At 51.3% G+C, this 26,558-nt stretch carries 20 protein-coding genes, 1 tRNA gene, 3 rRNA genes, 1 pseudogene and 1 riboswitch; of the genes and pseudogenes, 13 read left to right on the top strand and 12 right to left on the bottom strand.

Annotation, left to right across the window (positions count from 1 at the left end):
- The first annotated feature begins 272 nt into the window (after window positions 1-272).
- The 4 genes from PCO85_01530 to PCO85_01515 all read left to right on the top strand — a co-directional run bounded on the left by PCO85_01530 (window position 273) and on the right by PCO85_01515 (window position 4,425).
- Window positions 273-1,298 carry an amino acid ABC transporter substrate-binding protein gene (locus PCO85_01530; protein ID WJV55959.1) on the top strand — a complete coding sequence of 342 codons (1,026 nt, stop codon included), beginning with the start codon at window positions 273-275 and terminating at the stop codon, window positions 1,296-1,298.
- A 76-nt stretch (window positions 1,299-1,374) separates the two neighbouring features.
- On the top strand, window positions 1,375-2,553 hold the full coding sequence (locus PCO85_01525) for an amino acid ABC transporter permease (protein ID WJV54190.1): 1,179 nt from the start codon (window positions 1,375-1,377) through the stop codon (window positions 2,551-2,553).
- A gap of 13 nt (window positions 2,554-2,566) precedes the next feature.
- Window positions 2,567-3,655: an amino acid ABC transporter permease gene (locus PCO85_01520; protein WJV54189.1), complete on the top strand. Its 1,089-nt coding sequence runs from the start codon at window positions 2,567-2,569 to the stop codon at window positions 3,653-3,655.
- Between the two features lie 8 nt (window positions 3,656-3,663).
- On the top strand, window positions 3,664-4,425 hold the full coding sequence (locus tag PCO85_01515; protein WJV54188.1) for an amino acid ABC transporter ATP-binding protein: 762 nt from the start codon (window positions 3,664-3,666) through the stop codon (window positions 4,423-4,425).
- Window positions 4,426-4,483: 58 nt separating this feature from the next.
- On the opposite strand, the pseudogene PCO85_01510 reads toward PCO85_01515, so the two are convergent.
- From PCO85_01510 to PCO85_01490, 5 genes and pseudogenes are all read right to left on the bottom strand, one after another.
- Window positions 4,484-5,125: pseudogene (locus PCO85_01510) on the bottom strand (ROK family protein).
- Between the two features lie 150 nt (window positions 5,126-5,275).
- Window positions 5,276-5,391 (bottom strand): 5S ribosomal RNA (gene rrf / locus PCO85_01505).
- 109 nt (window positions 5,392-5,500) lie between these two features.
- Window positions 5,501-8,509 (bottom strand): 23S ribosomal RNA (locus tag PCO85_01500).
- Between the two features lie 223 nt (window positions 8,510-8,732).
- Window positions 8,733-8,808, bottom strand: a tRNA-Glu gene (locus tag PCO85_01495).
- Window positions 8,809-8,889: 81 nt separating this feature from the next.
- A 16S ribosomal RNA gene (locus tag PCO85_01490) occupies window positions 8,890-10,432 on the bottom strand.
- Together the 16S, 23S and 5S rRNA genes with 1 tRNA gene alongside form the textbook arrangement of a ribosomal RNA operon.
- A 602-nt stretch (window positions 10,433-11,034) precedes the next feature.
- Between PCO85_01490 and purH the strand changes: the two genes are divergently transcribed.
- Window positions 11,035-12,624, top strand: a complete 1,590-nt coding sequence (purH, locus tag PCO85_01485; GenBank protein WJV54187.1) for a bifunctional phosphoribosylaminoimidazolecarboxamide formyltransferase/IMP cyclohydrolase — start codon at window positions 11,035-11,037, stop codon at window positions 12,622-12,624.
- A gap of 15 nt (window positions 12,625-12,639) precedes the next feature.
- Complete coding sequence (gene purD / locus PCO85_01480) at window positions 12,640-13,926, top strand: phosphoribosylamine--glycine ligase (protein WJV54186.1); 1,287 nt, start codon at window positions 12,640-12,642, stop codon at window positions 13,924-13,926.
- 133 nt (window positions 13,927-14,059) lie between these two features.
- On the opposite strand, the gene PCO85_01475 is transcribed toward purD, so the two are convergent.
- The 6 genes from PCO85_01475 to nudC all read right to left on the bottom strand — a co-directional run bounded on the left by PCO85_01475 (window position 14,060) and on the right by nudC (window position 18,539).
- The gene (locus tag PCO85_01475) at window positions 14,060-14,773 is read right to left on the bottom strand and encodes a DUF1481 domain-containing protein (protein WJV54185.1); all 714 of its coding nucleotides are present in this window, start codon (window positions 14,771-14,773) and stop codon (window positions 14,060-14,062) included.
- Between the two features lie 4 nt (window positions 14,774-14,777).
- Complete coding sequence (hupA, locus tag PCO85_01470) at window positions 14,778-15,050, bottom strand: nucleoid-associated protein HU-alpha (protein WJV54184.1); 273 nt, start codon at window positions 15,048-15,050, stop codon at window positions 14,778-14,780.
- Window positions 15,051-15,234: 184 nt separating this feature from the next.
- Window positions 15,235-15,825 carry a YjaG family protein gene (locus PCO85_01465; protein WJV54183.1) on the bottom strand — a complete coding sequence of 197 codons (591 nt, stop codon included), beginning with the start codon at window positions 15,823-15,825 and terminating at the stop codon, window positions 15,235-15,237.
- Between the two features lie 98 nt (window positions 15,826-15,923).
- The gene (gene nfi, locus PCO85_01460) at window positions 15,924-16,592 is read right to left on the bottom strand and encodes a deoxyribonuclease V (GenBank protein ID WJV54182.1); all 669 of its coding nucleotides are present in this window, start codon (window positions 16,590-16,592) and stop codon (window positions 15,924-15,926) included.
- Window positions 16,589-17,659 carry a uroporphyrinogen decarboxylase gene (gene hemE / locus PCO85_01455; protein WJV54181.1) on the bottom strand — a complete coding sequence of 357 codons (1,071 nt, stop codon included), beginning with the start codon at window positions 17,657-17,659 and terminating at the stop codon, window positions 16,589-16,591. Before hemE ends, nfi begins: the two co-directional genes overlap by 4 nt.
- A gap of 106 nt (window positions 17,660-17,765) precedes the next feature.
- Entirely contained in the window at window positions 17,766-18,539 is a 774-nt protein-coding gene (gene nudC / locus PCO85_01450; GenBank protein WJV54180.1) for an NAD(+) diphosphatase, read from the bottom strand.
- Between the two features lie 102 nt (window positions 18,540-18,641).
- Here nudC and PCO85_01445 point away from each other — a divergent pair, with 102 nt between their 5' ends.
- From PCO85_01445 to thiH, 7 genes are all read left to right on the top strand, one after another.
- Window positions 18,642-19,103 carry an Rsd/AlgQ family anti-sigma factor gene (locus PCO85_01445; protein WJV54179.1) on the top strand — a complete coding sequence of 154 codons (462 nt, stop codon included), beginning with the start codon at window positions 18,642-18,644 and terminating at the stop codon, window positions 19,101-19,103.
- 114 nt (window positions 19,104-19,217) lie between these two features.
- Window positions 19,218-19,333, top strand: a riboswitch (TPP riboswitch).
- Window positions 19,334-19,440: 107 nt separating this feature from the next.
- Window positions 19,441-21,372 (top strand): phosphomethylpyrimidine synthase ThiC, encoded by a 1,932-nt coding sequence (thiC, locus tag PCO85_01440; protein ID WJV54178.1) that lies wholly within the window; start codon window positions 19,441-19,443, stop codon window positions 21,370-21,372.
- Entirely contained in the window at window positions 21,372-22,007 is a 636-nt protein-coding gene (gene thiE / locus PCO85_01435; protein ID WJV54177.1) for a thiamine phosphate synthase, read from the top strand. Before thiC ends, thiE begins: the two co-directional genes overlap by 1 nt.
- A gap of 1 nt (window position 22,008) precedes the next feature.
- Window positions 22,009-22,758, top strand: a complete 750-nt coding sequence (locus PCO85_01430; GenBank protein WJV54176.1) for a HesA/MoeB/ThiF family protein — start codon at window positions 22,009-22,011, stop codon at window positions 22,756-22,758.
- Window positions 22,755-22,955, top strand: a complete 201-nt coding sequence (gene thiS / locus PCO85_01425) for a sulfur carrier protein ThiS (GenBank protein WJV54175.1) — start codon at window positions 22,755-22,757, stop codon at window positions 22,953-22,955. Before PCO85_01430 ends, thiS begins: the two co-directional genes overlap by 4 nt.
- Window position 22,956: 1 nt before the next feature.
- Entirely contained in the window at window positions 22,957-23,739 is a 783-nt protein-coding gene (locus PCO85_01420) for a thiazole synthase (GenBank protein ID WJV54174.1), read from the top strand.
- Window positions 23,739-24,875 (top strand): 2-iminoacetate synthase ThiH, encoded by a 1,137-nt coding sequence (gene thiH, locus PCO85_01415; protein ID WJV54173.1) that lies wholly within the window; start codon window positions 23,739-23,741, stop codon window positions 24,873-24,875. The genes PCO85_01420 and thiH overlap by 1 nt, the downstream gene beginning before the upstream one ends.
- A gap of 39 nt (window positions 24,876-24,914) precedes the next feature.
- On the opposite strand, the gene PCO85_01410 is transcribed toward thiH, so the two are convergent.
- Complete coding sequence (locus tag PCO85_01410) at window positions 24,915-26,348, bottom strand: PLP-dependent aminotransferase family protein (GenBank protein ID WJV54172.1); 1,434 nt, start codon at window positions 26,346-26,348, stop codon at window positions 24,915-24,917.
- Window positions 26,349-26,558: the final 210 nt, after the last annotated feature.

Below are 26,558 nucleotides of genomic sequence, written 5' to 3'. Positions count from 1 at the left end.
GTGGGGCGTTTATATAACAATGTTCTGTTTTGGTGCATTCCATACCTTTGATTTATCCCTCCATACCTATTATTTATGCCTTCCAAGTGCTGATACGATTTAGTTCCCCCGCCCATGAAACAATAATAACGACTTGGCATTATTTTTGCTTTTCTAGTGATGACGGCACAATGTCTATAGAACATAGAGCCGACAGACAGGGTAGGCGAAGTAAAACTGCGCCAAAAAAAACACAACAACACATAACTATTAACTAGGCTCATACGATGATTATGAAAAAAGTGATTATGTCTACACTGGTTGCCAGTGCTTCACTGTTTGCCTTCATCAATCAGGCACATGCTGGCGCAACGCTGGATGCGATTCATAAAAAGGGGTTCGTACAGTGTGGCATAAGTGATGGACTTCCCGGTTTCTCGTATGCCGATGCCAAAGGCAAATATACCGGTATTGATGTTGATATCTGCCGAGGTGTTGCTGCCGCTGTTTTCGGTGATGCCACCAAGGTCAAATACACACCTCTGACAGCAAAAGAGCGCTTCACCGCGCTGCAATCCGGTGAGGTGGATATCCTTTCCCGTAATACCACCTGGACCTCATCCCGTGACGGTGGAATGGGTTTCCTGTTTGCTGGTGTTAACTACTATGACGGTATCGGTTTCCTTACCCACAGCAAAGCCGACCTGAAAAGCGCCACGGAGCTGGATGGCGCCACTGTTTGTATTCAGGCGGGCACTGACACCGAGTTAAACGTGGCGGATTACTTCAAAGAGCACCACATGAAGTATACGCCAGTGACGTTTGATCGTTCCGACGAAAGTGCCAAAGCGCTGGAGTCCGGCCGTTGCGACACACTTGCTTCCGACCAGTCACAGTTGTATGCCTTGCGTATCAAGCTGAGCAAACCAGCAGAATATGTTGTACTGCCAGAGGTTATCTCCAAAGAGCCTCTGGGACCGGTCGTTCGTCGTGGCGATGATGACTGGTTCTCCATCGTACGCTGGACACTATTTGCCATGCTCGACGCAGAAGAAATGGGTATAACGTCCAAGAATGTCGATCAATTGGCCGCTAAGCCGACTACCCCAGACATGGCGCACCTGCTGGGTGCAGAAGGCGACTTCGGTAAAGATCTGAAACTCCCGAAAAACTGGGCGTATAACATCGTTAAACAAGTGGGCAACTACGGTGAAGTATTCGAACGTAACGTAGGCCAGGGCAGTCCTCTGAAAATCAAACGTGGCCTGAACAGATTGTGGAACCAAGGTGGCATTCAGTATGCTCCGCCAGTTCGTTAATCCTTCCTGCTAAAAAAAACCAGGTACGGCTGCATAGCCAGCCGTACCTCTGTTTTATCGTTACTGAGGCTCCGACATGCTGCAACGCCCAACTGTGAAAGGTGATATTTCACTAACTAATCCAGCGGTGCGCGCCTGGTTGTACCAAATCATTATTGTTATTGCCATTTTGTTTATAGTGATCTACTTGCTGCATAATGCCGTGACCAATCTGGACCGGAGTGGTATTAGATCAGGTTTTGCTTTTCTGCATGACAACGCCGGTTTTGGCATTATTCAGCATCTGATTGACTATCAGGAAGGCGATACCTATGGCCGCGTATTTTTTATCGGCCTGCTCAACACCTTGTTGGTATCTGTCATCTGTATCATTTTCGCATCGCTACTGGGATTCGTAGTAGGGTTATCCCGTCTTTCTGACAACTGGTTGCTGCGTAAACTCTCCACTATCTACATCGAGACGTTTCGTAATATTCCACCGCTGTTGCAGATTTTCTTTTGGTATTTTGCGGTACTACGCAATCTGCCAGGGCCGCGTCAGGCATTCAGTGCTATGGACGCATTTTTTCTGAGCAACCGTGGTCTGTATATTCCAGCCCCCGGCCCTGGTCCCGGCGCATTACCGGCAGCCTTGGCGCTTATTATCGTGTTGGTACTGACTATTGTCATAAGCCGCTATAACAACCGCTATCACGCACTGACAGGGCAACATCGCAGAACCTGGCCAATCCCACTGGTTGTATTGTTCATCCTGCTGGGTTTGTCTCATCTGGCTTTTGGTCATGCGATCCACTGGGATTTCCCGGCATTAAAAGGCTTTAACTATCGGGGAGGAATAGTACTGATTCCAGAATTGGCCGCACTGGCACTGGCGCTTTCGGTATATACCTCATCATTTATTGCCGAGATTATTCGTTCCGGTATTCAGTCTGTCTCTCATGGGCAGCATGAAGCCGCGCTGTCACTGGGTATTCCCAAACCAGTTACATTGCGTAAAGTCATTCTTCCCCAGGCATTACGCGTCATCATTCCACCACTAACCAGCCAATATCTAAATGTGGTGAAAAACTCCTCATTAGCCGCAGCAATTGGCTATCCAGACATGGTGTCTCTGTTTGCTGGTACCGTACTTAACCAGACTGGACAAGCAATTGAAACCATTGCCATGACGATGTCGGTATACCTGATTATCAGCCTGCTGATTTCGTTACTGATGAATATCTACAACCAGAAAATCGCCTTAATTGAGCGCTAGGAATAGGGTGATTATGATTACGAACACACCATCCAATCCAACACCTATCCACAGTGCTATCGCCTGGAGCCGGCGCAATCTGTTTTCCAACGTGACCAACAGCCTGCTGACACTGTTTTGTCTGTGGCTGCTATGGCAACTGATTCCACCGCTGCTGAACTGGACGATCTTCAATGCCAACTGGGTTGGGACATCACGTTCCGACTGTACCCGAGACGGGGCCTGCTGGGTGTTTATTCATGCCCGGTTTGGTCACTTCATGTATGGGTTGTATCCGACAAAAGAGATCTGGCGCATCAATTTCGCACTAACACTCGCACTGATCAGTATTCTGCCAATGTTCTGGAGTAATCTGCCCCGTCGTGGACGCTATATCGCTTGCTGGTGCGTCATTTATCCCGTGCTGGCATGGTGGCTGTTACACGGTGGAGTCGGTGGCCTGCCTCTCGTTGAAACCCGTCAGTGGGGTGGGCTTACACTGACAATAATTATCGCTGCCATAGGGATTGCTGGTGCTTTACCACTGGGAATACTTCTGGCATTGGGACGCCGTTCCCACATGCCAGTGATACGGATACTCTGTGTTGTCTTCATTGAGTTCTGGCGCGGTGTGCCGTTAATTACCGTGCTGTTCATGTCATCAGTCATGCTGCCATTGTTCTTAACAGAAGGCACCAGCATAGACAAACTATTACGTGCGCTGGTTGGTGTCATTCTGTTCCAGTCAGCCTATGTAGCAGAAGTGGTTCGCGGTGGCTTGCAGGCACTCCCCAAAGGCCAATACGAAGCGGCACAATCTTTGGCTCTGGGCTACTGGCGTATGCAGGGGCTGGTTATTCTGCCACAAGCACTGAAAATGGTTATTCCCAGTCTGGTGAATACCATTATTTCATTGTTCAAAGATACCAGTCTGGTCATCATCATCGGGCTGTTTGATTTGTTCAGCAGTATCCAACAGGCGACGGTCGATCCAGCCTGGCTAGGGATGTCAACGGAGGGCTATGTCTTTGCTGCCATGATCTATTGGATCTTCTGTTTCAGTATGTCGCGTTATAGCCAATATTTAGAAAAACGTTTTAATACCGAACACACGTCTCATTGAGGTCATCCATGAACCAGGATTCTTTAACATCGTTTTCCGATTGCATGATCGCACTGGAAAATGTGAATAAGTGGTATGGGCAATTCCACGTACTGAAAGATATTAGCCTGCGGGTAAAACAGGGCGAGCGTATCGTTCTGTGTGGGCCATCCGGCTCTGGAAAATCAACGACAATACGCTGCATCAACCATCTGGAAGATCATCAACAGGGTCGCATCATTGTTGATGGCATTGAGTTGAACGGCGACAGCCGTAATGTCGAAAAAATCAGAACAGAAGTCGGCATGGTGTTCCAGCATTTCAACCTGTTCCCCCACCTGAGCGTATTACAAAACTGTACATTAGCCCCATGCTGGGTACGCCATATGCCAAAAAAGGAGGCGGAAGAACTGGCAATGCATTATCTGGAACGAGTTCACATTGCAGCACATGCTCATAAATTTCCAGGACAGCTTTCGGGTGGCCAACAGCAGCGCGTGGCGATCGCCCGTTCATTGTGTATGAAACCTAAAATCATGCTATTTGATGAACCCACTTCTGCACTGGATCCAGAAATGGTGAAAGAGGTATTGGATACCATGCTCGGTCTGGCAGAAGATGGCATGACCATGTTGTGTGTAACTCATGAAATGGGCTTTGCTCGCACAGTTGCCAATCGCGTTATCTTTATGGATCAAGGTGAGATTGTCGAACAGGCGCCGCCGGATATTTTCTTCTCTAATCCACGCTCAGAACGGACCCAAACGTTCCTGTCACAGATACTACATTAAACTACCCGAACCGGCCGGCTATGTCATCACTCATGCCTGCCGGTTCGATTGTCGAACATTATTTCAGCAGAACCTCATATTGAGGATTGAATTCATCGAATATCGGCAAGGCTGCCGCGCCCAACGCTACAGTACCGGTACCGGTCATCCCGATCCTGAGCCGCTGGTCGTCGCGATATTTACTACGCACCGAGCGCAATAACGGATGTAACCGGTCGACAATTTTTTTCACCAGCGGTTGCGGCATCTGGCCGCCGATAATCACCGCTTCCGCGTCAAAGATACATTCAATGATATTGATTCCCTGACGGGCGGCAGGCAATGCCGACTCAACCCAGCGGTCGAAGCGGTTCTCGTCCACCCCCAGCAGATCTTCCGGCATGGCGGTCATCGGATCGAGTCCACAGGCTTCGTAGGCCGACTGCAACGAAAGATAGCGCTCCAGGCAACCATGGTTACCACAGGCGCAGGCGCGACCAGACGGCTGCACCACCATATGGCCGATCTCGCCAGCATTGTGGGCATGGCCAGTATAAATATGACCGTCGGTAAAAATGCCGGCACCCAGCCCGGTTCCGATATAAAGATAAATAAAGGAATCCAACTTTTTGGCCACGCCGTGAAAACGCTCACCGATAGCCGCCACAGTGGCGTCATTCTCCAGAGTGATCGGTAAACCAGTAGCCGCCGACAATTCCGCTACCTGGTCCCCCGATAAGGTGTGATCATTGAATGACAAATTGCAACAGGCTATCACCCTCAATGCAAAAAACCACCTCCTGGGAGATGGTTTAAGCCGATAATGAAAAAGCCCTCTGCTTTCACAGAGGGCTTCGTCTACTAGTTGAATGCCTGGCAGTTCCCTACTCTCACATGGGGAGACCCCACACTACCATCGGCGCTACGGCGTTTCACTGCTGAGTTCGGCATGGGGTCAGGTGGGACCACCGCGCTATCGCCGCCAGGCAAATTCTGTTTCGTTCCAACCGTCACACTTCCGCGTCACCATCAGAACCAATACCGGAACATCACTGAAAATAGCTCGTCTCTCATTCCAAAACACCTTGGGTGTTGTAAGGTTAAGCCTCTCGGGTCATTAGTACTGGTCAGCTCAACGCATCACTGCGCTTACACACCCAGCCTATCAACGTCTTCGTCTCAAACGTCCCTTCAGGGGCCTTGAAGGCCCAGGGAAGACTCATCTCGGGGCAAGTTTCCCGCTTAGATGCTTTCAGCGGTTATCTCTTCCGCACGTAGCTACCGGGCAATGCAATTGGCATCACAACCCGTACACCAGTGGTGCGTTCACTCCGGTCCTCTCGTACTAGGAGCAACCCCCTCAATCTTCCAACGCCCACGGCAGATAGGGACCGAACTGTCTCACGACGTTCTAAACCCAGCTCGCGTACCACTTTAAATGGCGAACAGCCATACCCTTGGGACCTACTTCAGCCCCAGGATGTGATGAGCCGACATCGAGGTGCCAAACACCGCCGTCGATATGAACTCTTGGGCGGTATCAGCCTGTTATCCCCGGAGTACCTTTTATCCGTTGAGCGATGGCCCTTCCATTCAGAACCACCGGATCACTAAGACCTGCTTTCGCACCTGCTCGAGCCGTCACTCTCGCAGTCAAGCTAGCTTATGCCTTTGCACTAACCTCCTGATGTCCGACCAGGATTAGCTAACCTTCGTACTCCTCCGTTACTCTTTGGGAGGAGACCGCCCCAGTCAAACTACCCACCAGACACTGTCCGCAACCCGGTTCACGGGCCCACGTTAGAACATCAAACATCAAAGGGTGGTATTTCAAGGTTGGCTCCACGCAGACTGGCGTCCACGCTTCGAAGCCTCCCACCTATCCTACACATCAAGGCTCAAGGTTCAGTGTCAAGCTATAGTAAAGGTTCACGGGGTCTTTCCGTCTTGCCGCGGGTACACTGCATCTTCACAGCGAGTTCAATTTCACTGAGTCTCGGGTGGAGACAGCCTGGCCATCATTACGCCATTCGTGCAGGTCGGAACTTACCCGACAAGGAATTTCGCTACCTTAGGACCGTTATAGTTACGGCCGCCGTTTACCGGGGCTTCGATCAAGAGCTTCGCCTTGCGGCTTACCCCATCAATTAACCTTCCGGCACCGGGCAGGCGTCACACCGTATACGTCCACTTTCGTGTTTGCACAGTGCTGTGTTTTTAGTAAACAGTTGCAGCCAGCTGGTATCTGCGACTGCGCAATGCTCCGTCCGCAAGGGACTTCACCTCGCACAGCGTGCCTTCTCCCGAAGTTACGGCACCATTTTGCCTAGTTCCTTCACCCGAGTTCTCTCAAGCGCCTGAGTATTCTCTACCTGACCACCTGTGTCGGTTTGGGGTACGATTCGATGTTACCTGATGCTTAGGGGCTTTTCCTGGAAGCGTGGCATTTGTCACTTCGACACCGTAGTGCCTCGTCATCACGCCTCGGTGTTGACAGCGCTCCGGATTTGCCTGGAGCACCCACCTACACGCTTAAACCGGGACAACCGTCGCCCGGCCAACATAGCCTTCTCCGTCCCCCCTTCGCAGTAACACCCAGTACAGGAATATTAACCTGTTTCCCATCGACTACGCCTTTCGGCCTCGCCTTAGGGGTCGACTCACCCTGCCCCGATTAACGTTGGACAGGAACCCTTGGTCTTCCGGCGTGCGGGTTTTTCACCCGCATTATCGTTACTTATGTCAGCATTCGCACTTCTGATACCTCCAGCAATCCTCACAGACCACCTTCAACGGCTTACAGAACGCTCCCCTACCCAACAACGCCTAAGCGTCGCTGCCGCAGCTTCGGTGCATGGTTTAGCCCCGTTACATCTTCCGCGCAGGCCGACTCGACCAGTGAGCTATTACGCTTTCTTTAAATGATGGCTGCTTCTAAGCCAACATCCTGGCTGTCTGGGCCTTCCCACATCGTTTCCCACTTAACCATGACTTTGGGACCTTAGCTGGCGGTCTGGGTTGTTTCCCTCTTCACGACGGACGTTAGCACCCGCCGTGTGTCTCCCGTGATAACATTCTTCGGTATTCGCAGTTTGCATCGAGTTGGTAAGCCGGGATGGCCCCCTAGTCGAAACAGTGCTCTACCCCCGAAGATGACTTCACGAGGCGCTACCTAAATAGCTTTCGGGGAGAACCAGCTATCTCCCGGTTTGATTGGCCTTTCACCCCCAGCCACAGGTCATCCGCTAATTTTTCAACATTAGTCGGTTCGGTCCTCCAGTTAGTGTTACCCAACCTTCAACCTGCCCATGGCTAGATCACCGGGTTTCGGGTCTATACCTTGCAACTTGACGCCCAGTTAAGACTCGGTTTCCCTGCGGCTCCCCTATTCGGTTAACCTTGCTACAAAATATAAGTCGCTGACCCATTATACAAAAGGTACGCAGTCACCCCACCCCAAAGCACTCACCGCTTGTTTTGTGTGTTGGGCGTCGCAAAAGACGCGCCGCCACCGCGATGCTGCTGTTGCGGTGCCTTCATCACCAGAGAATGCTTTGGTGGTGGGGCTCCCACTGCTTGTACGTACACGGTTTCAGGTTCTGTTTCACTCCCCTCGCCGGGGTTCTTTTCGCCTTTCCCTCACGGTACTGGTTCACTATCGGTCAGTCAGGAGTATTTAGCCTTGGAGGATGGTCCCCCCATCTTCAGACAGGATATCTCGTGTCCCGCCCTACTCGTCGAACTCACAGCACGTGCATTTTCGTGTACGGGACTGTCACCCTGTACCGTGCGACTTTCCAGACGCTTCCACTGATGCACAAACTGATTCAGGTTCTGGGCTCTTCCCCGTTCGCTCGCCGCTACTGGGGGAATCTCGGTTGATTTCTTTTCCTCGGGGTACTGAGATGTTTCAGTTCCCCCGGTTCGCCTCATGCCACTATGTATTCATGACATGATAGTGTGTCGAAACACACTGGGTTTCCCCATTCGGGTATCGTCGGCTATAACGGTTCATATCACCTTGCCGACGCTTTTCGCAGATTAGCACGCCCTTCATCGCCTCTGACTGCCTAGGCATCCACCGTGTACGCTTAGTCGCTTAACCTCACAACCCGAAGGTGTCTTTTTCATGAAGAGCAAGACCACCTCGCGCTGCAATTATTTGAGAGACTCTGATACAGCCAACTCCCGCCATACAAGGCAGGTTTCGCTGTATCGTTTCAATTTTCAGCTTGTTCCAGATTGTTAAAGAGCAAATAACATAAACCTGACTATCGCTAATCAGCTTTAGGTTATCGTTGACCGTGCCTTTCACCCACTGTCATTTTTGGCGTCCCCTAGGGGATTCGAACCCCTGTTACCGCCGTGAAAGGGCGGTGTCCTAGGCCTCTAGACGAAGGGGACACATCATGTCGGCTTCGCAGACGCGCGCTCTGTTTTCATCAGACAATCTGTGTGAGCACTTCACACAACGGCTATCTTTGGTAAGGAGGTGATCCAACCGCAGGTTCCCCTACGGTTACCTTGTTACGACTTCACCCCAGTCATGAATCACAAAGTGGTAAGCGCCCTCCCGAAGGTTAAGCTACCTACTTCTTTTGCAACCCACTCCCATGGTGTGACGGGCGGTGTGTACAAGGCCCGGGAACGTATTCACCGTAGCATTCTGATCTACGATTACTAGCGATTCCGACTTCATGGAGTCGAGTTGCAGACTCCAATCCGGACTACGACGCACTTTATGAGGTCCGCTTGCCCTCGCGAGTTCGCTTCTCTTTGTATGCGCCATTGTAGCACGTGTGTAGCCCTACTCGTAAGGGCCATGATGACTTGACGTCATCCCCACCTTCCTCCGGTTTATCACCGGCAGTCTCCCTTGAGTTCCCGCCATTACGCGCTGGCAACAAAGGATAAGGGTTGCGCTCGTTGCGGGACTTAACCCAACATTTCACAACACGAGCTGACGACAGCCATGCAGCACCTGTCTCTCAGTTCCCGAAGGCACGAGTCTGTCTCCAGTCTCTTCTGAGGATGTCAAGAGTAGGTAAGGTTCTTCGCGTTGCATCGAATTAAACCACATGCTCCACCGCTTGTGCGGGCCCCCGTCAATTCATTTGAGTTTTAACCTTGCGGCCGTACTCCCCAGGCGGTCGACTTAACGCGTTAGCTCCGAAAGCCACGGCTCAAGGCCACAACCTTCAAGTCGACATCGTTTACAGCGTGGACTACCAGGGTATCTAATCCTGTTTGCTCCCCACGCTTTCGCACCTGAGCGTCAGTCTTCGTCCAGGGGGCCGCCTTCGCCACCGGTATTCCTCCAGATCTCTACGCATTTCACCGCTACACCTGGAATTCTACCCCCCTCTACGAGACTCTAGTCTGTCAGTTTTGAATGCAGTTCCCAGGTTAAGCCCGGGGATTTCACATCCAACTTAACAGACCGCCTGCGTGCGCTTTACGCCCAGTCATTCCGATTAACGCTTGCACCCTCCGTATTACCGCGGCTGCTGGCACGGAGTTAGCCGGTGCTTCTTCTGCGGGTAACGTCAATGAAACACTCTATTAAAGTGCTCCCCTTCCTCCCCGCTGAAAGTACTTTACAACCCGAAGGCCTTCTTCATACACGCGGCATGGCTGCATCAGGGTTTCCCCCATTGTGCAATATTCCCCACTGCTGCCTCCCGTAGGAGTCTGGACCGTGTCTCAGTTCCAGTGTGGCTGGTCATCCTCTCAGACCAGCTAGAGATCGTCGCCTAGGTGAGCCATTACCTCACCTACCAGCTAATCCCATCTGGGTTCATCCAATGGCGTGAGGCCCGAAGGTCCCCCACTTTGGTCTTGCGACGTTATGCGGTATTAGCTACCGTTTCCAGTAGTTATCCCCCTCCATCAGGCAGATCCCCAGACATTACTCACCCGTCCGCCGCTCGCCGGCGGGGAAGCAAGCTTCCCCCCGCTGCCGCTCGACTTGCATGTGTTAGGCCTGCCGCCAGCGTTCAATCTGAGCCATGATCAAACTCTTCAATTTAAGATTTGTTTGATGTGCTTCCGAAGAAGCGATGCTCAAAGAATTTATAACTGTTTATTCGTAATGAATTTACTGTCAGTCACTCTTCAAGTCTTTTCGTATTGATTACGATAGGGTCCTGTGAGTGCCCACACAGATTGTCTGATTATATTGTTAAAGAGCGTTCGTCGCGGCACTGCCGCTGACGTGAGGTCGCGTATACTACGCTATCCTCTTGCAGAGTCAACGAATAATTCGTTTTTCCCCGCCTGACTCGGCGTTGTGTTGTTCACCAGCACCGGGTCAGTGGAGGCGCATTATAGGGACTTCCTGACAGGCCGCAATAGGTATTTATCACAAAAATGATCGTTTGCTGCATTCCACAGCAAAATGCCGTTTTATACCCTTTTTCGCACAGAGTTATCCACAATACTTTCCAGAACTGAAATTTGACGAGCGTCACGCAAACGTTTTCGCTACAATTCGTCCCCTGATAAAATAGGTGCCCAATATCGAGCGTTACCTGAATATTTATCTAGAAGCCCCCACTTTTGCTTTCTACATACGCAATATTCACGTGGCGCTCTTTACATTACGAACCTAAGCCAAGGGATCAAACCATCATGCAACAATGTCGTCCTATCCACCGCGCTCTGCTCAGTGTTTCAGACAAAGCCGGCATCGTCGAATTTGCTCAGGCACTCTCACAACGAGGTATTGAGCTACTCTCTACTGGTGGTACCGCACATTTACTGGCTAACGCCGGTCTGCCTGTCACCGAAGTATCGGATTACACCGGATTCCCGGAAATGATGGATGGACGGGTCAAAACACTGCATCCCAAGGTACACGGCGGCATTTTGGGTCGACGCGGTCAGGATGATGGAATTATGGAACAACACGGTATCAAGCCGATCGACATGGTAGTGGTAAACCTTTATCCGTTTGCCCAGACAGTTGCCAGGGAGAATTGCTCACTGGAAGATGCCGTGGAAAACATTGATATCGGTGGCCCAACGATGGTGCGTTCCGCCGCCAAGAACCATAATGACGTGGCCATTGTGGTGAAAAGCAGCGATTACAACACCATTATTCAGGAAATGGATGCCAATCAGGGTTCCCTGACCTATAAAACCCGTTTTGATTTGGCGATTAAAGCCTTTGAACATACCGCTGCGTACGACAGTATGATCGCCAACTATTTTGGCAGCATGGTACCGGCTTACTATGGTGATACTACTCAGCCATCTGGCCATTTCCCCAGAACGCTGAATCTGAACTTCATCAAAAAGCAGGATATGCGCTATGGCGAAAACAGCCACCAACAAGCAGCGTTCTATATAGAAGATAAAATCTCCGAAGCCTCTGTGGCCACCGCTCAACAGCTACAGGGCAAAGCGCTCTCCTACAACAATATTGCAGATACCGATGCAGCGCTAGAATGCGTGAAAGAATTCGACGAACCTGCCTGTGTTATCGTCAAACATGCCAACCCTTGTGGCGTCGCCATCAGTACTTCCATTTTGGATGCTTACGAACGCGCCTATAAAACCGACCCAACCTCAGCCTTTGGCGGCATTATTGCGTTCAACCGTGAGTTGGATGCCGACACCGCTAAAGCCATTATCAGCCGCCAGTTCGTGGAAGTGATCATTGCACCCTCTGCCAGTGAAGAAGCGTTGCAGGTAACCGCCACGAAGCAGAACGTCCGTGTTCTGACCTGCGGGCAATGGCAGCAGAACGTACCCAGTCTGGATTTCAAACGCGTTAATGGCGGCCTGCTGGTGCAAGATCGTGATCTGGGAATGGTGGATGCATCGCAACTACGCGTAGTGACCAAACGTCAGCCAACCGACGCTGAACTGCGTGATGCGTTGTTCTGCTGGAAAGTCGCCAAATTTGTCAAATCCAACGCAATTGTCTATGCCCGCGACAATATGACCATCGGTATTGGCGCTGGCCAGATGAGCCGTGTTTACTCCGCCAAAATCGCTGGCATCAAAGCCAGTGACGAAGGGCTGGAAGTCAAAGGTTCCGTGATGGCATCTGATGCGTTCTTCCCGTTCCGCGACGGTATTGATGCCGCTGCCGCAGTGGGTATCTCTTGTGTAATTCAACCAGGAGGCTCTATTCGTGATGATGAAGTCATTGCATCTGCCAACGAGCACGGAATTGCTATGCTGTTTACCGATATGCGCCACTTCCGTCATTAATCCGGGATTATAACCATGAATATTTTAATTATTGGCAATGGTGGGCGTGAACACGCGCTGGCCTGGAAAGCCGCTCAGTCATCGCTGTCTGACAAAGTCTATGTGGCTCCGGGTAACGCCGGTACCGCGCTGGAACCAACACTGGAGAACATCAGTATTGCCGCGACGGATATTCCCGCATTGGTGTCTTTCGCCCAGCAAAACGCTATCGGCCTGACCATCGTTGGTCCAGAAGCACCATTGGTGATTGGCATAGTGGATGCTTTCCGTGCTGCGGGATTGAAAATCTTCGGACCGACGCAGGCAGCTGCACAACTGGAGGGATCCAAGGCATTCACCAAAGATTTTCTGGCACGCCATCATATTCCGACAGCAGAGTATCAAAACTTTACCGAAGTTCAGCCAGCACTGGAGTATATCCGCCAAAAGGGTGCACCTATCGTAATCAAAGCAGACGGTTTGGCCGCGGGTAAAGGTGTTATTGTCGCTATGACTCTGGAGGATGCGGAAAATGCTGTAACCGACATGTTGGCAGGCAATGCGTTTGGTGATGCAGGTCACCGTATCGTGGTAGAAGAGTTTCTGGACGGTGAGGAAGCCAGCTTTATCGTTATGGTAGATGGCGAGCATGTGCTACCGATGGCGACCAGTCAGGATCATAAGCGAGTTGGTGATAAGGATACTGGCCCTAATACCGGTGGTATGGGAGCTTACTCTCCAGCACCGGTGGTCACAGATGAAATTCACCAGCGCGTCATGGAGCAGGTGATTTGGCCAACCGTGCGTGGTATGGCCGCCGAAGGAAATGTGTATACCGGTTTTCTGTATGCCGGCTTGATGATCTCCGCCGATGGTCAACCAAAGGTAATTGAATTTAACTGTCGTTTTGGCGATCCGGAAACCCAGCCAATCATGTTGCGCCTGCGTTCTGATTTGGTCGCATTATGCCTGGCCGCCTGTGAAGGCAAGTTAGATAAAACAAGCTCTGATTGGGACGAACGTCCATCTTTAGGGGTGGTACTGGCGGCGGGAGGTTATCCAGCGGATTACCGCACCGGTGACGTGATTAACGGCCTCCCCTCTCAGGAAGTAGCGGATGGGAAAGTCTTTCATGCTGGTACCGTGTTAAACGGTAAAAATGTGGTAACCAATGGTGGTCGAGTCTTATGCGTTACTGCTCTGGGTAATAGCGTGGCAGCTGCACAGCAACGAGCCTACGAGCTGGCGAAAGATATTCATTGGGATGGCTGCTTCTGCCGTCAGGATATCGGTTATCGTGCTATCGACCGCGAAAAAGCCTGATTTATCTTCCAGGTGGGCCCTCTGGGCTCACCTCTCCACCCCACCTCGCGAGCTTCCCATCGCCGCCAAATTTACATCACATTAATTTTACCAGGGATGTCACTATCTCCGGCTTGGAGATTAATAACGTACATCACTCCCACATGTCTATGGTTTTGGCAGTAGGTTCCCAACGGCAAAAATCGGTGTTCACCACTAACAACAATTGCGAACCTTCAGGGGACTCCAGCCAGGCAATACTGAGCACACCGGTCGAGTGCTGACGGCGTTGGGCAATCCACGACAAAGATGATCGATCCAGATCCGGGCGTACCAGTTGTCCATTACAGGTCATTACTTGATTATTCTGCCATATACCCTGTTTGAGCTGTATATTACCTACCCGCAATGCATCACTTAACTCCAGCATACGTTTGGCATCAAACTGATACAGCGCTATCTCATCCTCAGACAAAGACTCTCGATGCTCAGAAAATTGACGTTGCATATAGCTAACAGTGCCATTGGCATCAAAACGTAAACGGGTTTCTTCTTTTGGCGGTCCAGATTTACTTTGTTGAATTTCGCGCACACTACCCTGCTGGAACAGATAATGGGTAATTTGCGTATTCTGGCCCTGATGCGGACTATAAACCGTCATCAGCGTCGTGACATGTTGCTGAACATCATCTTTACGCCATAAACGCACGACACCGCGATCAGCAAGATATCCTCCCGCATAGAAGTCTGATGGAGGCGAATGGGAACTACAGGCGGTCATCAGCATGACTCCCACCCCAATACAGATGCTGCGAAAGAAAAACAAAAGGGGCGTATTCGCCCCTCTGTTTAAACCTTTTCCCAACATACCGTTATTTTACAGCGTCTTTCAATGCTTTACCGGATACAAAAGCAGGCACATTGGCAGCAGCAATTTTGATTTCTTTACCCGTTTGCGGATTGCGGCCAGTGCGCTCATTACGATGATTGACTTTGAAAGTACCAAAACCGACTAATTGTACTGCATCACCTTCTTTCAGAGACTCAGTAATCGCCGCCAGAGTCGCTTCCAACGCTGCTTTGGCGTGAGCCTTAGAAAGGTCAGCTTTATCAGCAATTACATCAATCAGTTGAGTCTTATTCATAAGTTATCCTTACAGTGTGTTTATCACTTGCTAAGCATCGAGTGCGCCGGAAATGCCATAATAGCGATCTCCTGCATACACGCACCGACAGCCACTTTTTTTTCGCTCCCCAAATGTAGACCAGACAGGGTGCGGATGTGAAGTCTCACAGGCTATTTCAGGCCTTAAATCACGTTTTACCGTGTTATTGGTATAAATTTATCCCAATATTACTGCTGCCGTCCTCACGCAAGTCTGCACGCAGTCCTTTTATCAATTCTATATCACGCTCTTCGCAGGCTGCCAACAAACGAAAAATCTCCCATTGAATGTCCCATTCCTGTTCAATAGCGGGCAGAATTTTCAGTTCTTCGTCTGTCATTTCCCGACCCGCCTGTGTCATTTCCAGCATGGCCACTGTACGAATGGAAGTTTCACTGATAGCAATGGTATGTTCCAGTGTTTCACCGCTCAGACGGGAGTGAATAAGTTCTCCCAAAGCAATACAGGCATCAATCGCGGGGTAAACGCCGTAAATATCATAATTTTCAGCAGACGGGACCGCATCCTCAAGTTTTTCCAACTGATTATCAAAGTTGACTTTGACATCCTTGACCACCAGCGTTTCCCAAACCAGGTCGAGAATACGCCGGTAGACCTGAGCATCACCGAAGCCGGTTTGCTGGCAAAATTCATGATAATTAGGGTACATCCGCTCACAAAGGCATGCCATAAAAGTGACATGTTGCCAACTTTCCAGTTTTTCCAAACGCAAATGAATAGGGTTACGTAACATCGGTCATCTCACATAAATTATGGGCGGGAGTGTACCTGAAATCAGGCCAATGCCCTATTCCTGAATTCCTAAAGTGCGTTTATCAGTATTATTCACCATCACTGCTGCTGCCAGCGCTGGAAGGCCTTCCGATTTGATGCCACGGCATCCGCCCAACGGGTCGGCTCAGGTAAACGGTAGCCACGAACACAGCGCGTTACCCATGCTAACGCGGTATTGATACTGACGCGATGTCCAGGGGAAACAAACAGCGGATTACAACGTACCTTGCTTCTCCACACCCACCCGATCTGCTCACCATGATCAAGCAGCGGCTGCTGGCTGCCCATAGGTTCTTCCAGCGGAGAAAACTGACCGCATAGTCGGCGCTTCGCCACGCCAATGGTAGGTATATTTACCAGCAGGCCAAAATGACTGGCCACACCAAAACGACGGGGATGGGAAATACCGTGACCATCCACAAACAGTAAATCAGGTCGATGTTGCAATTTTTCCCACGCTGCCAGCAGCGCTGGATATTCGCGGAAAGAAAGGAAGCCTGGGATGTAAGGCATGATCGTAGGGATACGGGCAATCTGATATTCCACCGGCATCAGAGACGGATATTCCAGTACCACAATCGCTGCTCGTGTCACCGCGCCTTGCTGCTCGAATCCTACATCAGCACCAGCGATATAAGCAGGTTGCTCAAACGGCAAATTATCATAGCAAATGACCTGTGATGCCTTGTCGAGTTGCTCTTCGCGCAGTGCCTGAATATCCATCATGCCATCCGATGATAAGGAGCCGATAACCGATGCACCGCATCAACAAAAATGCCTGGATTTTCAGGCCGCACATCCTGATGAATACCGTGTCCCAGATTGAATACATGGCCACTGCCGGAGCCGAATCCATTCAGTATTGTCGCCACTTCCTGCTCGATCCTGGACGGAGAAGCATACAGCATGGAAGGATCCATATTCCCTTGCAGAGCGACACGGTTTCCCACCCGATGTCGGGCCTCGGCAATATCGGTGGTCCAATCCAGTCCCAGCGCGTCACAACCAGTACCGGCCATGGCTTCCAGCCATTGACCGCCACCTTTGGTAAACAGGGTGACCGGTACTCGTCGTCCCTCATGTTCACGCAGCAGTCCATCAACAATTTTATGCATATAATGCAAGGAAAACTCGCGGTAATCTGCACAACTCAGCGCGCCACCCCAGGTATCAAAAATCATCACAGCCTGCGCACCGGCCTTAATCTGGGCATTCAGATACAATGTGACGCTATCCGCCAGCTTATCCAGTAACAGATGCAATGTATCCGGTGAGGTAAACATCATTTTCTTAATAACGGTGAAAACTTTACTGCTACCGCCTTCTACCATGTAGGTTGCCAGCGTCCACGGGCTACCGGAAAAACCAATCAGCGGCACTGCTCCCGCCAGATTTTTACGGATAGTACGTACCGCATTCATCACGTAGCCCAGTTCCAGTTCAGGATCCGGTATCGGCAATTTTTCCACATCCGCATGACAAGTGACTGGCGACGTGAATCTCGGCCCTTCACCGGTTTCAAAATAGAGCCCCAGCCCCATGGCATCGGGAACCGTGAGAATATCCGAAAATAGAATGGCCGCATCCAGGTTATAACGACGCAGCGGTTGCAGCGTCACCTCACAAGCCAGATCGGCATCCTTGCACAGTGACATAAAATCTCCGGCCTGTTCCCGTATAGCACGATATTCAGGCAGATAACGGCCAGCCTGACGCATCATCCATACTGGGGTCACATCCACTGGCTGACGTAACAGCGCACGCAAATAGCGATCGTTTTTCAGATCAGTCATATTTTTTCCTTTAGTATCAACTCACTGGCATCGTTATTATTGGCAACCATCTACAACCAAACCGTGTGACCACGAAATTCAGCGCCACCTGGTGTTCCAAACCCGTTCAATCGTCAACCTCACGGCACAGCACTACGGTATCTTCAATCAGACGACGAGCCACCGTACCCGGTGGCGGTAATTCCGGCAACCGATCATAACGGAACCAGGCTGCATCCCGCAGTTCTGAAGGGTCTGCTTGCAGTTCTCCTCCCGCATATTCCGCCATGAAGGCCATCATCAATGAATGAGGGAACGGCCAAGGTTGAGAGCATACATAGCGCAGGTTTTTGACATGGACATGACTCTCTTCCATGACTTCTCGCGCCACCGCCTGCTCCAGCGTTTCACCCACCTCTACAAAACCCGCCAACGTGGTATACATATTGCCGCGATGGCGCAAATGCTGGGCCAGCAGAATTTTATCCTGATGCTGGATAGCCACGATCACACAAGGAGCAATCTGTGGGTAATAACGTTCCTTACAGTGTGAACACAAGCAGGCCAGCTCTGTAGTACTGGTGTGCATTTCATGTCCGCAGTAGCCACAAAAGCGATGCGAACGATAGAACTCAGCCAACTGTACGCCCCGTCCTGCCAGATGGAACAGACCGGCATCCTGACTCAGCAACTGACGCACGGATCCCATGCTGTCCGTCATAGAACGTGACACTAGCCATACCAGCACGCCCTGCCACTCACCGATCTGGCGGGCACGAAAATTCTGCAAATCCCATTGCGCGGCGGTTCCCTGCGGCAATTCGCCCTGTGGTAACCAGATCTGATTACCATGGCTGACGACCCACCAGCCGCTTTCATCACCTTTTAGTATCAGTTCCATACTTTTAATGCCTCACTCATTACCAGATTGACATCTTACAGCTATGTTTAATAGATAATTACACTGCTAACAGTCATCATTGATGTATGAAGGGAGTCAATAATGCTAAAGCAACTACAAAGTTTGACTGAGTATGTTGGCGGCAATAATGCGTTAATCGATCAGTGGCTACAAGCGCGTAAACAGTTACTGATCACTTACTATCACTTGGTCGGCATGAAGCCAAATAAAGAAACCCATACCCGTCTGGATGAAAAAGCGCTGGATGATTTCTGCCATAATCTGGTCGACTATCTTTCAGCTGGCCATTTCCACATTTACGAACGAATGCTACAAGAAGTTGCCCCATTGAATGAAAAAAAGCGAGCGCTCGCCGCACAGCTCGATTCGATATTACAAGGCAACACACAGCAAATCATGGACTTTTATGATAGTCATCTGGTTGCCGCCATCGATCAAGATAACTGTTTCGAATTTCAGCAAACATTATCAAGCGTGGGGGAATCCTTGGCAATGCGCTTTACCCTGGAAGACCACATGATCCGGCTGGTATTTGAACAGTAAATCAGACTGAACTATCGATAGTGCAGGGCGCCTTTTCACCTGATGTAACTTTTTGACACCAGGCCGGGCTCGGCATAAAGTGGTAACGTTTTATCCGCTCCAGCGTTTTGGAGCTATATCTTGTCGGAGTGCCCCGCACATATCATCGTGCACGGGCTGAGACCGTTAATTCGGGATCCGCGGAACCTGATCAGGCTAATACCTGCGAAGGGAACAAGAGTAATTCATTCTGTTGAACCCCAGCGCCATAGGCATTTATCCGGGTTCACACCCTGTCATTACTCCCTCCGAACTCCAGACAAGCAATCTTCCCGTTCAGTATTTATAGGAACTTGCTATGTCTACAGAAAAGAAAGCACCTGGTCGTCGTGAGCAACGCGCCGCCGCCCAACAGTTTATTGACACCCTTCGGGGTACCGCATTCCCGAATTCACAGCGAATTTACATTTCTGGCTCACGCGAAGATATCCGTGTTCCCATGCGGGAAATTCAGCTCAGCCCCACCTTGACTGGTGGTAGCCGGGAGAATCCCTGCCATGAACCCAACGAGCCCGTCCCCGTCTATGATACGGCTGGCCCATATGGCGATCCTGCCGCTACACCAGACGTTCACCTCGGCCTGGAAAAAGTCCGGGCCGCCTGGATAGCCGAGCGCAACGATACACAAGCGCTTTCTCAGGTCAGTTCTGGTTTTACCCAGCAACGCTTGGCCGATGCAGGATTGGATCATCTGCGGTTTGAACAATTGCCGCAACCGCAGTGTGCCAAAACCGGCAAGCGGGTAACGCAACTGCATTATGCTCGTCAGGGGATCGTCACACCTGAAATGGAATTCATTGCCATCCGTGAAAATATGGGGCGTGAACGTATCCGCAGTAAGGTGCTGCGCCAGCAACACCCTGGCCAAAGCTTCGGTGCCAACTTGCCCGACAGTATCACCCCGGAATTTGTACGTCAGGAAGTTGCCGCCGGACGCGCCATTATTCCCGCCAATATCAATCATCCCGAGTCAGAACCGATGATTATCGGCCGTAATTTTCTGGTGAAGGTCAATGCCAATATCGGTAACTCCGCCGTGACATCGTCCATCGAAGAAGAAGTGGAAAAGCTGGTGTGGTCAACGCGCTGGGGTGCGGATACCGTGATGGATTTGTCCACCGGACGTTATATTCATGAAACCCGCGAGTGGATACTACGTAACAGCCCGGTTCCCATTGGTACGGTACCTATTTATCAAGCTCTGGAAAAAGTTAATGGCGTTGCGGAAAATCTGACCTGGGAAATGTTCCGCGACACATTGCTGGAACAGGCAGAACAAGGCGTTGACTATTTCACCATCCATGCTGGGGTGCTGCTGCGCTACGTGCCGATGACCGCCAAACGCCTGACGGGCATTGTCTCTCGCGGTGGCTCCATCATGGCGAAATGGTGTCTTTCTCATCATAAAGAAAATTTCCTGTATCAGCACTTTCGTGAAATTTGTGAACTCTGTGCAGCCTATGATGTATCCCTGTCATTGGGTGATGGTCTTCGCCCTGGCTCTATTCAGGACGCCAACGATGAAGCCCAGTTCGCCGAGCTCCACACGCTGGGTGAGCTGACCAAAATCGCCTGGGAATATGACGTTCAGGTCATGATTGAAGGCCCCGGTCATGTGCCGATGCAAATGATCCGCCGCAACATGACTGAAGAGCTGGAGCATTGCCATGAAGCGCCGTTCTACACGCTCGGCCCACTCACCACCGATATTGCACCGGGCTATGATCATTTCACCTCCGGTATTGGTGCGGCCATGATTGGCTGGTTCGGTTGCGCCATGCTGTGTTATGTCACGCCAAAAGAGCATTTGGGATTGCCAAACAAGGATGATGTCAAGCAAGGGCTGATTACCTACAAAATCGCCGCCCACGCTGCCGACCTGGCCAAAGGCCACCCTGGCGCACAGATCCGCGACAACGCCATGTCAAAAGCACGCTTTGAATTTCGCTGGGACGATCAGTTTAATCTGGCGCTCGATCCGCAAACCGCACGCGCTTATCACGACGAAACCCTGCCGCAGGAATCCGGCAAAGTGGCCCATTTCTGCTCCATGTGCGGCCCCAAATTCTGCTCGATGAAGATTTCCCAGGAAGTACGTGATTACGCCGCGCAGCAGGAAGCCGTGGCCCAGCCCATTGATGTCGGGATGGCGCAGATGTCAGCAGAATTCCGTGCCCGCGGCAGCGAGCTATACCACACTGCCACCAGTCTGCCACAGGAGGAATCCTGATGAGCCGCGTCTTTCCCTCCACTGCGAAACAGCTCGGGCTCTATCCTGTGGTGGACAGCGTGTTGTGGATCAACCGCCTGCTGAACGCAGGTGTGAAAACCATTCAGTTGCGGATCAAAGACCTGCCGGACGATCAGGTAGAGCCAGAGGTGATTCAGGCAATAAACCTGGGGCGACAATTTCAGGCACGGCTGTTCATCAATGACTATTGGCGACTGGCGATCAAACATCAAGCTTATGGCGTCCATCTGGGACAGGAAGATCTGGATACTGCTGATCTCGCCGCCATTCATCAGGCCGGTCTGCGGTTGGGTGTTTCCACCCATGATGATACCGAGCTGGAACGCGCTGTTGCCGTCAATCCTTCCTACATCGCATTAGGGCACATCTTCCCAACGCAAACCAAAGTCATGCCGTCATCACCACAGGGTCTGCCTGAACTAACCCGGCACATCAGTGCGCTCCAGGGGCATTTTCCCACGGTTGCCATTGGCGGTATCAGTGTCGATAAGGTTCCTGCCGTACTGGCGACCGGCGTTGGCAGCATCGCGGTAGTCAGTGCTATTACCCAGGCACCGGACTGGCGTCAGGCAACCACCACACTACTTCGGATGATTGAAGGGCGGGAGAAATAACGTGTTAAACGATCAGGAATTTATGCGTTATAGCCGCCAGTTACTGCTAGAGGACGTCGGCGCTGAAGGTCAAAAAAAGCTCGCGACCGCCTGCGTGTTGCTGGTAGGTATGGGTGGCCTCGGTTCACCTGCGGCGCTGTATCTGGCCGCTGCAGGGGTGGGTAAGCTACTGCTGGCGGATAGTGACGAGCTGCATATTTCCAATCTTCAACGACAAATTCTCTACCGTACTCGTGATATTTCTCAACCCAAAGCCATGCTGGCTCAGCGCCAGCTGCAGGCGCTGAATCCCACGATTACCTGTGTAGCGCTTAACCGACGGTTGGAAAATGGTGCCCTACAACAGGCGGTAGCGAAAGCCGATCTGGTACTGGACTGTAGTGACAACATGAGCACTCGCCATGCTGTCAATGCCGCTTGCGTTGCAGCAGAGAAAACCCTGATCAGTGCCAGTGCGGTAGGACTAAGCGGTCAACTACTGGTGCTGGCGCCGCCTTATGCTCACGGTTGCTATGCCTGTCTATATCCAGATGCCAGCGAACCGCAGCGTAACTGCCGTACCGCCGGGGTATTAGGTCCGGTGGTTGGCGTAATGGGCACATTACAGGCGCTGGAGGCTATCAAACTACTGTGTGGCCTGCCCTCTCCACTCAACGGCAAACTGCGCTTATTCGATGCCCGGCAGCATAGCTGGAGCACATTACAACTAACGCCTTCTCCAACGTGTCCGATATGCGGAGACCATCCATGAAAATCCGACTCAATGAAGAAACGTTGGAACTGGAAAAACCCGTGAACATTGAACAGTTGCTCAATCGGTTGAACCGCCTCCAGCCCGGTACAGCACTGGCTATCAATCAGGTCATCATTCCACGCAGTGCCTGGCATCAGCGTCAGGTACAGGAAGGGGATGACATTTTGCTTTTTCAGGCGATAGCAGGAGGATGAAATGCTACATATTGCCGATACAACATTTTCATCCCGGTTACTGACCGGTACCGGGAAATTTGCCAGCGCGGAACTGATGCTGGAAGCGTTGCAGGCTTCTGGATCGCAATTGGTGACAATGGCGATGAAACGCGTGGATCTGAAAGGCGGTAACGACGCTATTTTGGCCCCTTTACGACAGTTGGGCGTGAGACTGCTTCCCAATACGTCCGGAGCCAAAACCGCAGACGAAGCCATATTTGCCGCTCATTTGGCACGTGAAGCGTTGGGTACTCACTGGGTGAAGCTGGAGATTCATCCAGATATGAGGTACCTGTTACCCGACCCGATAGAAACCCTGAAGGCAGCAGAACAGCTAGTCAAAGAAGGGTTTGTGGTACTCCCATACTGCGCTGCCGATCCGGTGCTATGTAAGCGTCTGGAGGAGGCGGGCTGTGCCGCCGTCATGCCGCTGGGTGCGCCGATCGGTTCGAACCAGGGTCTACAGACCCGTGATTTTCTACGCATCATCATCGAACAGGCACGAGTGCCGGTAGTAGTGGATGCTGGCATTGGTGCCCCCAGTCATGCCGCAGAAGCTATCGAGATCGGCGCCGATGCGGTGCTGGTGAATACCGCCATCGCGGTAGCCCGCGACCCGGTAAACATGGCGCAGGCGTTTCGGTTGGCGATAGAAGCCGGAACGTTGGCACGGCAAGCAGGTTTGGGCCGCCGTCAACAGGTTGCCAGCGCTACCAGTCCGTTGACCCATTTTCTGCAACAGACAACAGAGGCAGTTGGCTAATGGAAACCCATTTTCAACAGCGTTGGCAACAGTTGCACTGGGATGACCTGACACTGCGGATTAACAGCCAAACAGCCGCCGATGTGGAACGAGCATTGACAGCGGACCAACTCAGCCGCGATGACTTTATGGCACTGATCTCTCCAGCCGCCAGGCACTATCTCGAACCATTGGCACAGCGTGCCCAACAGTTAACTCGCCAGCGATTCGGCAATACCGTCAGCTTTTATGTACCACTGTATCTCTCTAATCTGTGCTCCAATGATTGTACTTACTGCGGCTTTTCCATGAGCAACCACCTCAAGCGCAAAACGCTGAATGAAGAAGAAATTCTGCGTGAATGTTTGGCAATCAAAGAAATGGGGTTCAATCACCTGCTGCTGGTAACGGGCGAACATCAGCGGAAGGTGGGAATGGATTATTTTCGCCAGGTATTTCCGATCATCCGCCCGCATTTCAGTTCACTGATGATGGAAGTGCAACCGTTGAATCAGGCTGAATATGCGGAACTGAAAATGCTGGGGCTGGATGGCGTCATGGTGTATCAGGAAACTTATCATCCATCGACTTACGCCCAGCATCATCTGCACGGCCAGAAACAAGACTTCAGTTGGCGGCTGGATACACCGGATCGACTGGGTAACGCCGGGATCGACAAGATCGGATTAGGCGCGTTGATCGGTCTTTCCGATAGCTGGCGTACCGACTGCTATATGGTGGCCGAACACCTGCTGTATTTGCAGCAAACCTACTGGCGGAGCCGCTATTCAATCTCCTTCCCGCGTTTACGCCCTTGTGCCGGAGGTATTGAGCCTGCGTCAATTATGAATGAAGCTCAATTAATGCAGGTCATCTGTGCGTTTCGCCTACTTTCTCCAGATATTGAGCTCTCCCTCTCAACCCGGGAATCATCGTTCTTCCGTGACCACATGGTTCCAATCGCCATCAACAACGTCAGCGCCTTCTCCAAAACCCAACCGGGTGGCTATGCGGACAATCATCCAGAGCTGGAGCAGTTTACGCCCCATGATGGTCGACGCCCCGAAGAGGTAGCTACCGCCATTGTCAAGGCGGGTTTACAACCGGTCTGGAAAGACTGGGACGGGTATCTGGGCCGACCGGCCACACACCAGTAATGCCAGAACGGTAATGTTACGGGGCGCTGACGCCCCGTATTACCCTACGGTTATCACAGGATTGTTCATCATTTCGGCAATCACGTTCCCCAGCCTGACGATACCCTCCTCACGCTCTGGCGTGAGCGGCATGGCATAGCTCAACCGCAGGCAATGACGATACTTGCCAGCCACAGAAAACAGTGACCCTTCATAAACCCTGATTTTCTCGCTGACCAGCCGTTGGTTCAGCCGCACGCCATCAAACGTTTCCGGAAACTCAATCCACAGCACAAATCCACCTTGTGGTCGACTGATACAGACCTTCTCCGGAAACGTGTGCCTCACCCGGTTGACAAAACTTCCCAGGTTACGTTGATAAAGCGCACGCATGCGGCGCAAATGCGGCATGTAATGCCCTTGCCGAATAAACTCTGCCACGGCCTGTTGAGGACAAATGGCAACAGACCCGGTACTGGTGTATTTCATGTGTAGCGCTCGATCCAGATAGCGCCCCGGAACTATCCATCCCACTCGCAGACCAGGCGCCAACATTTTTGAAAACGAGCTGCACAACAGGACTCGCCCCTCATAATCCAAAGATTTCAGGGTGATCGGGCGCGGGTAGTCATATGCCAGTTCACCATACACATCATCCTCAATGATGGCGATATCATAGCGCTGCGCCAACATCATCAATGCCCGCTTGCGGTGTTCCGGCATAATAAATCCCAGCGGATTATTACAATTCGGTACCGTCAGCACCGCTTTCACCGGCCATTGCTCCAGCGCCAACTCCAATGCTTCAAGGCTCATCCCTTGAGAAAAATCAGTAGGAATTTCAATAACCTTAATACCAAAACCACACAGTATCTGCATGATGCCATGAAATACCGGCGACTCAATAGCCACAATATCACCGGGGTTACACACGGACCGAACCGCTATGGACAGCGCTTGCGTACAACCATTGGTGATAACAATATCCTGTTCAGACAACTGACAGCCACTATCAATCATCAACCGGGCAATCTGTTCACGCAGCCGCGGTAATCCATACAGACTGTCGTAGTTCAGCATGGAGATATCCTGTTTTTGCCCAATACGGCTAATATTCTTCCATAACGGCTTAAGTGTGGTCGGCGTGAGGTCGGGAATGCTGCCGCCCAATTGCAGAATATCGGGATCAGAACGGGAACAGATCTGTTCCAGTACCGAATCCCACGTAGTGATTTCCACCGGACGCTGTACCGGTCTCGTCATGGCAGGAATGGGGGCCACCGCCATACGTGGCTTCACAAAGTAGCCAGAACGCGGCAGTGGCACGATTAATTGCTTCTCTTCCAGCAAATGGTACGCCTGCTGGACGGTACTAATACTGACACCATGCTCCTGACTCAGTGAGCGCACTGACGGCAAACGTTCACCACACTGATACAACCCTTGTTCAATTCGCTGTATCAATATGGTGGCCAGAAATTGATATCGCGTCATCTGTATCCTCCGAATAAATAGAAATAAGAAAAAACAATACAGATAAGCTCCCAAACAACCGTTCAGATACGGTATCGCGCATTTTGTATCATAAATAAAGTAAATTTCTGAATCTGTATCAATTCCAATCTCTCCTGCATGATGGCAGTCAACCAGCGACAGGGGAGAAAAACCATGACAAAACGACTTATTACCCGGCTACGTATACAC

Source organism: Prodigiosinella aquatilis (assembly GCA_030388725.1).
Taxonomy (GTDB): domain Bacteria; phylum Pseudomonadota; class Gammaproteobacteria; order Enterobacterales; family Enterobacteriaceae; genus Prodigiosinella; species Prodigiosinella aquatilis.
Note: the sequence above shows the minus strand (reverse complement) of the source record. Positions and strands in the feature narration are given on the sequence as shown.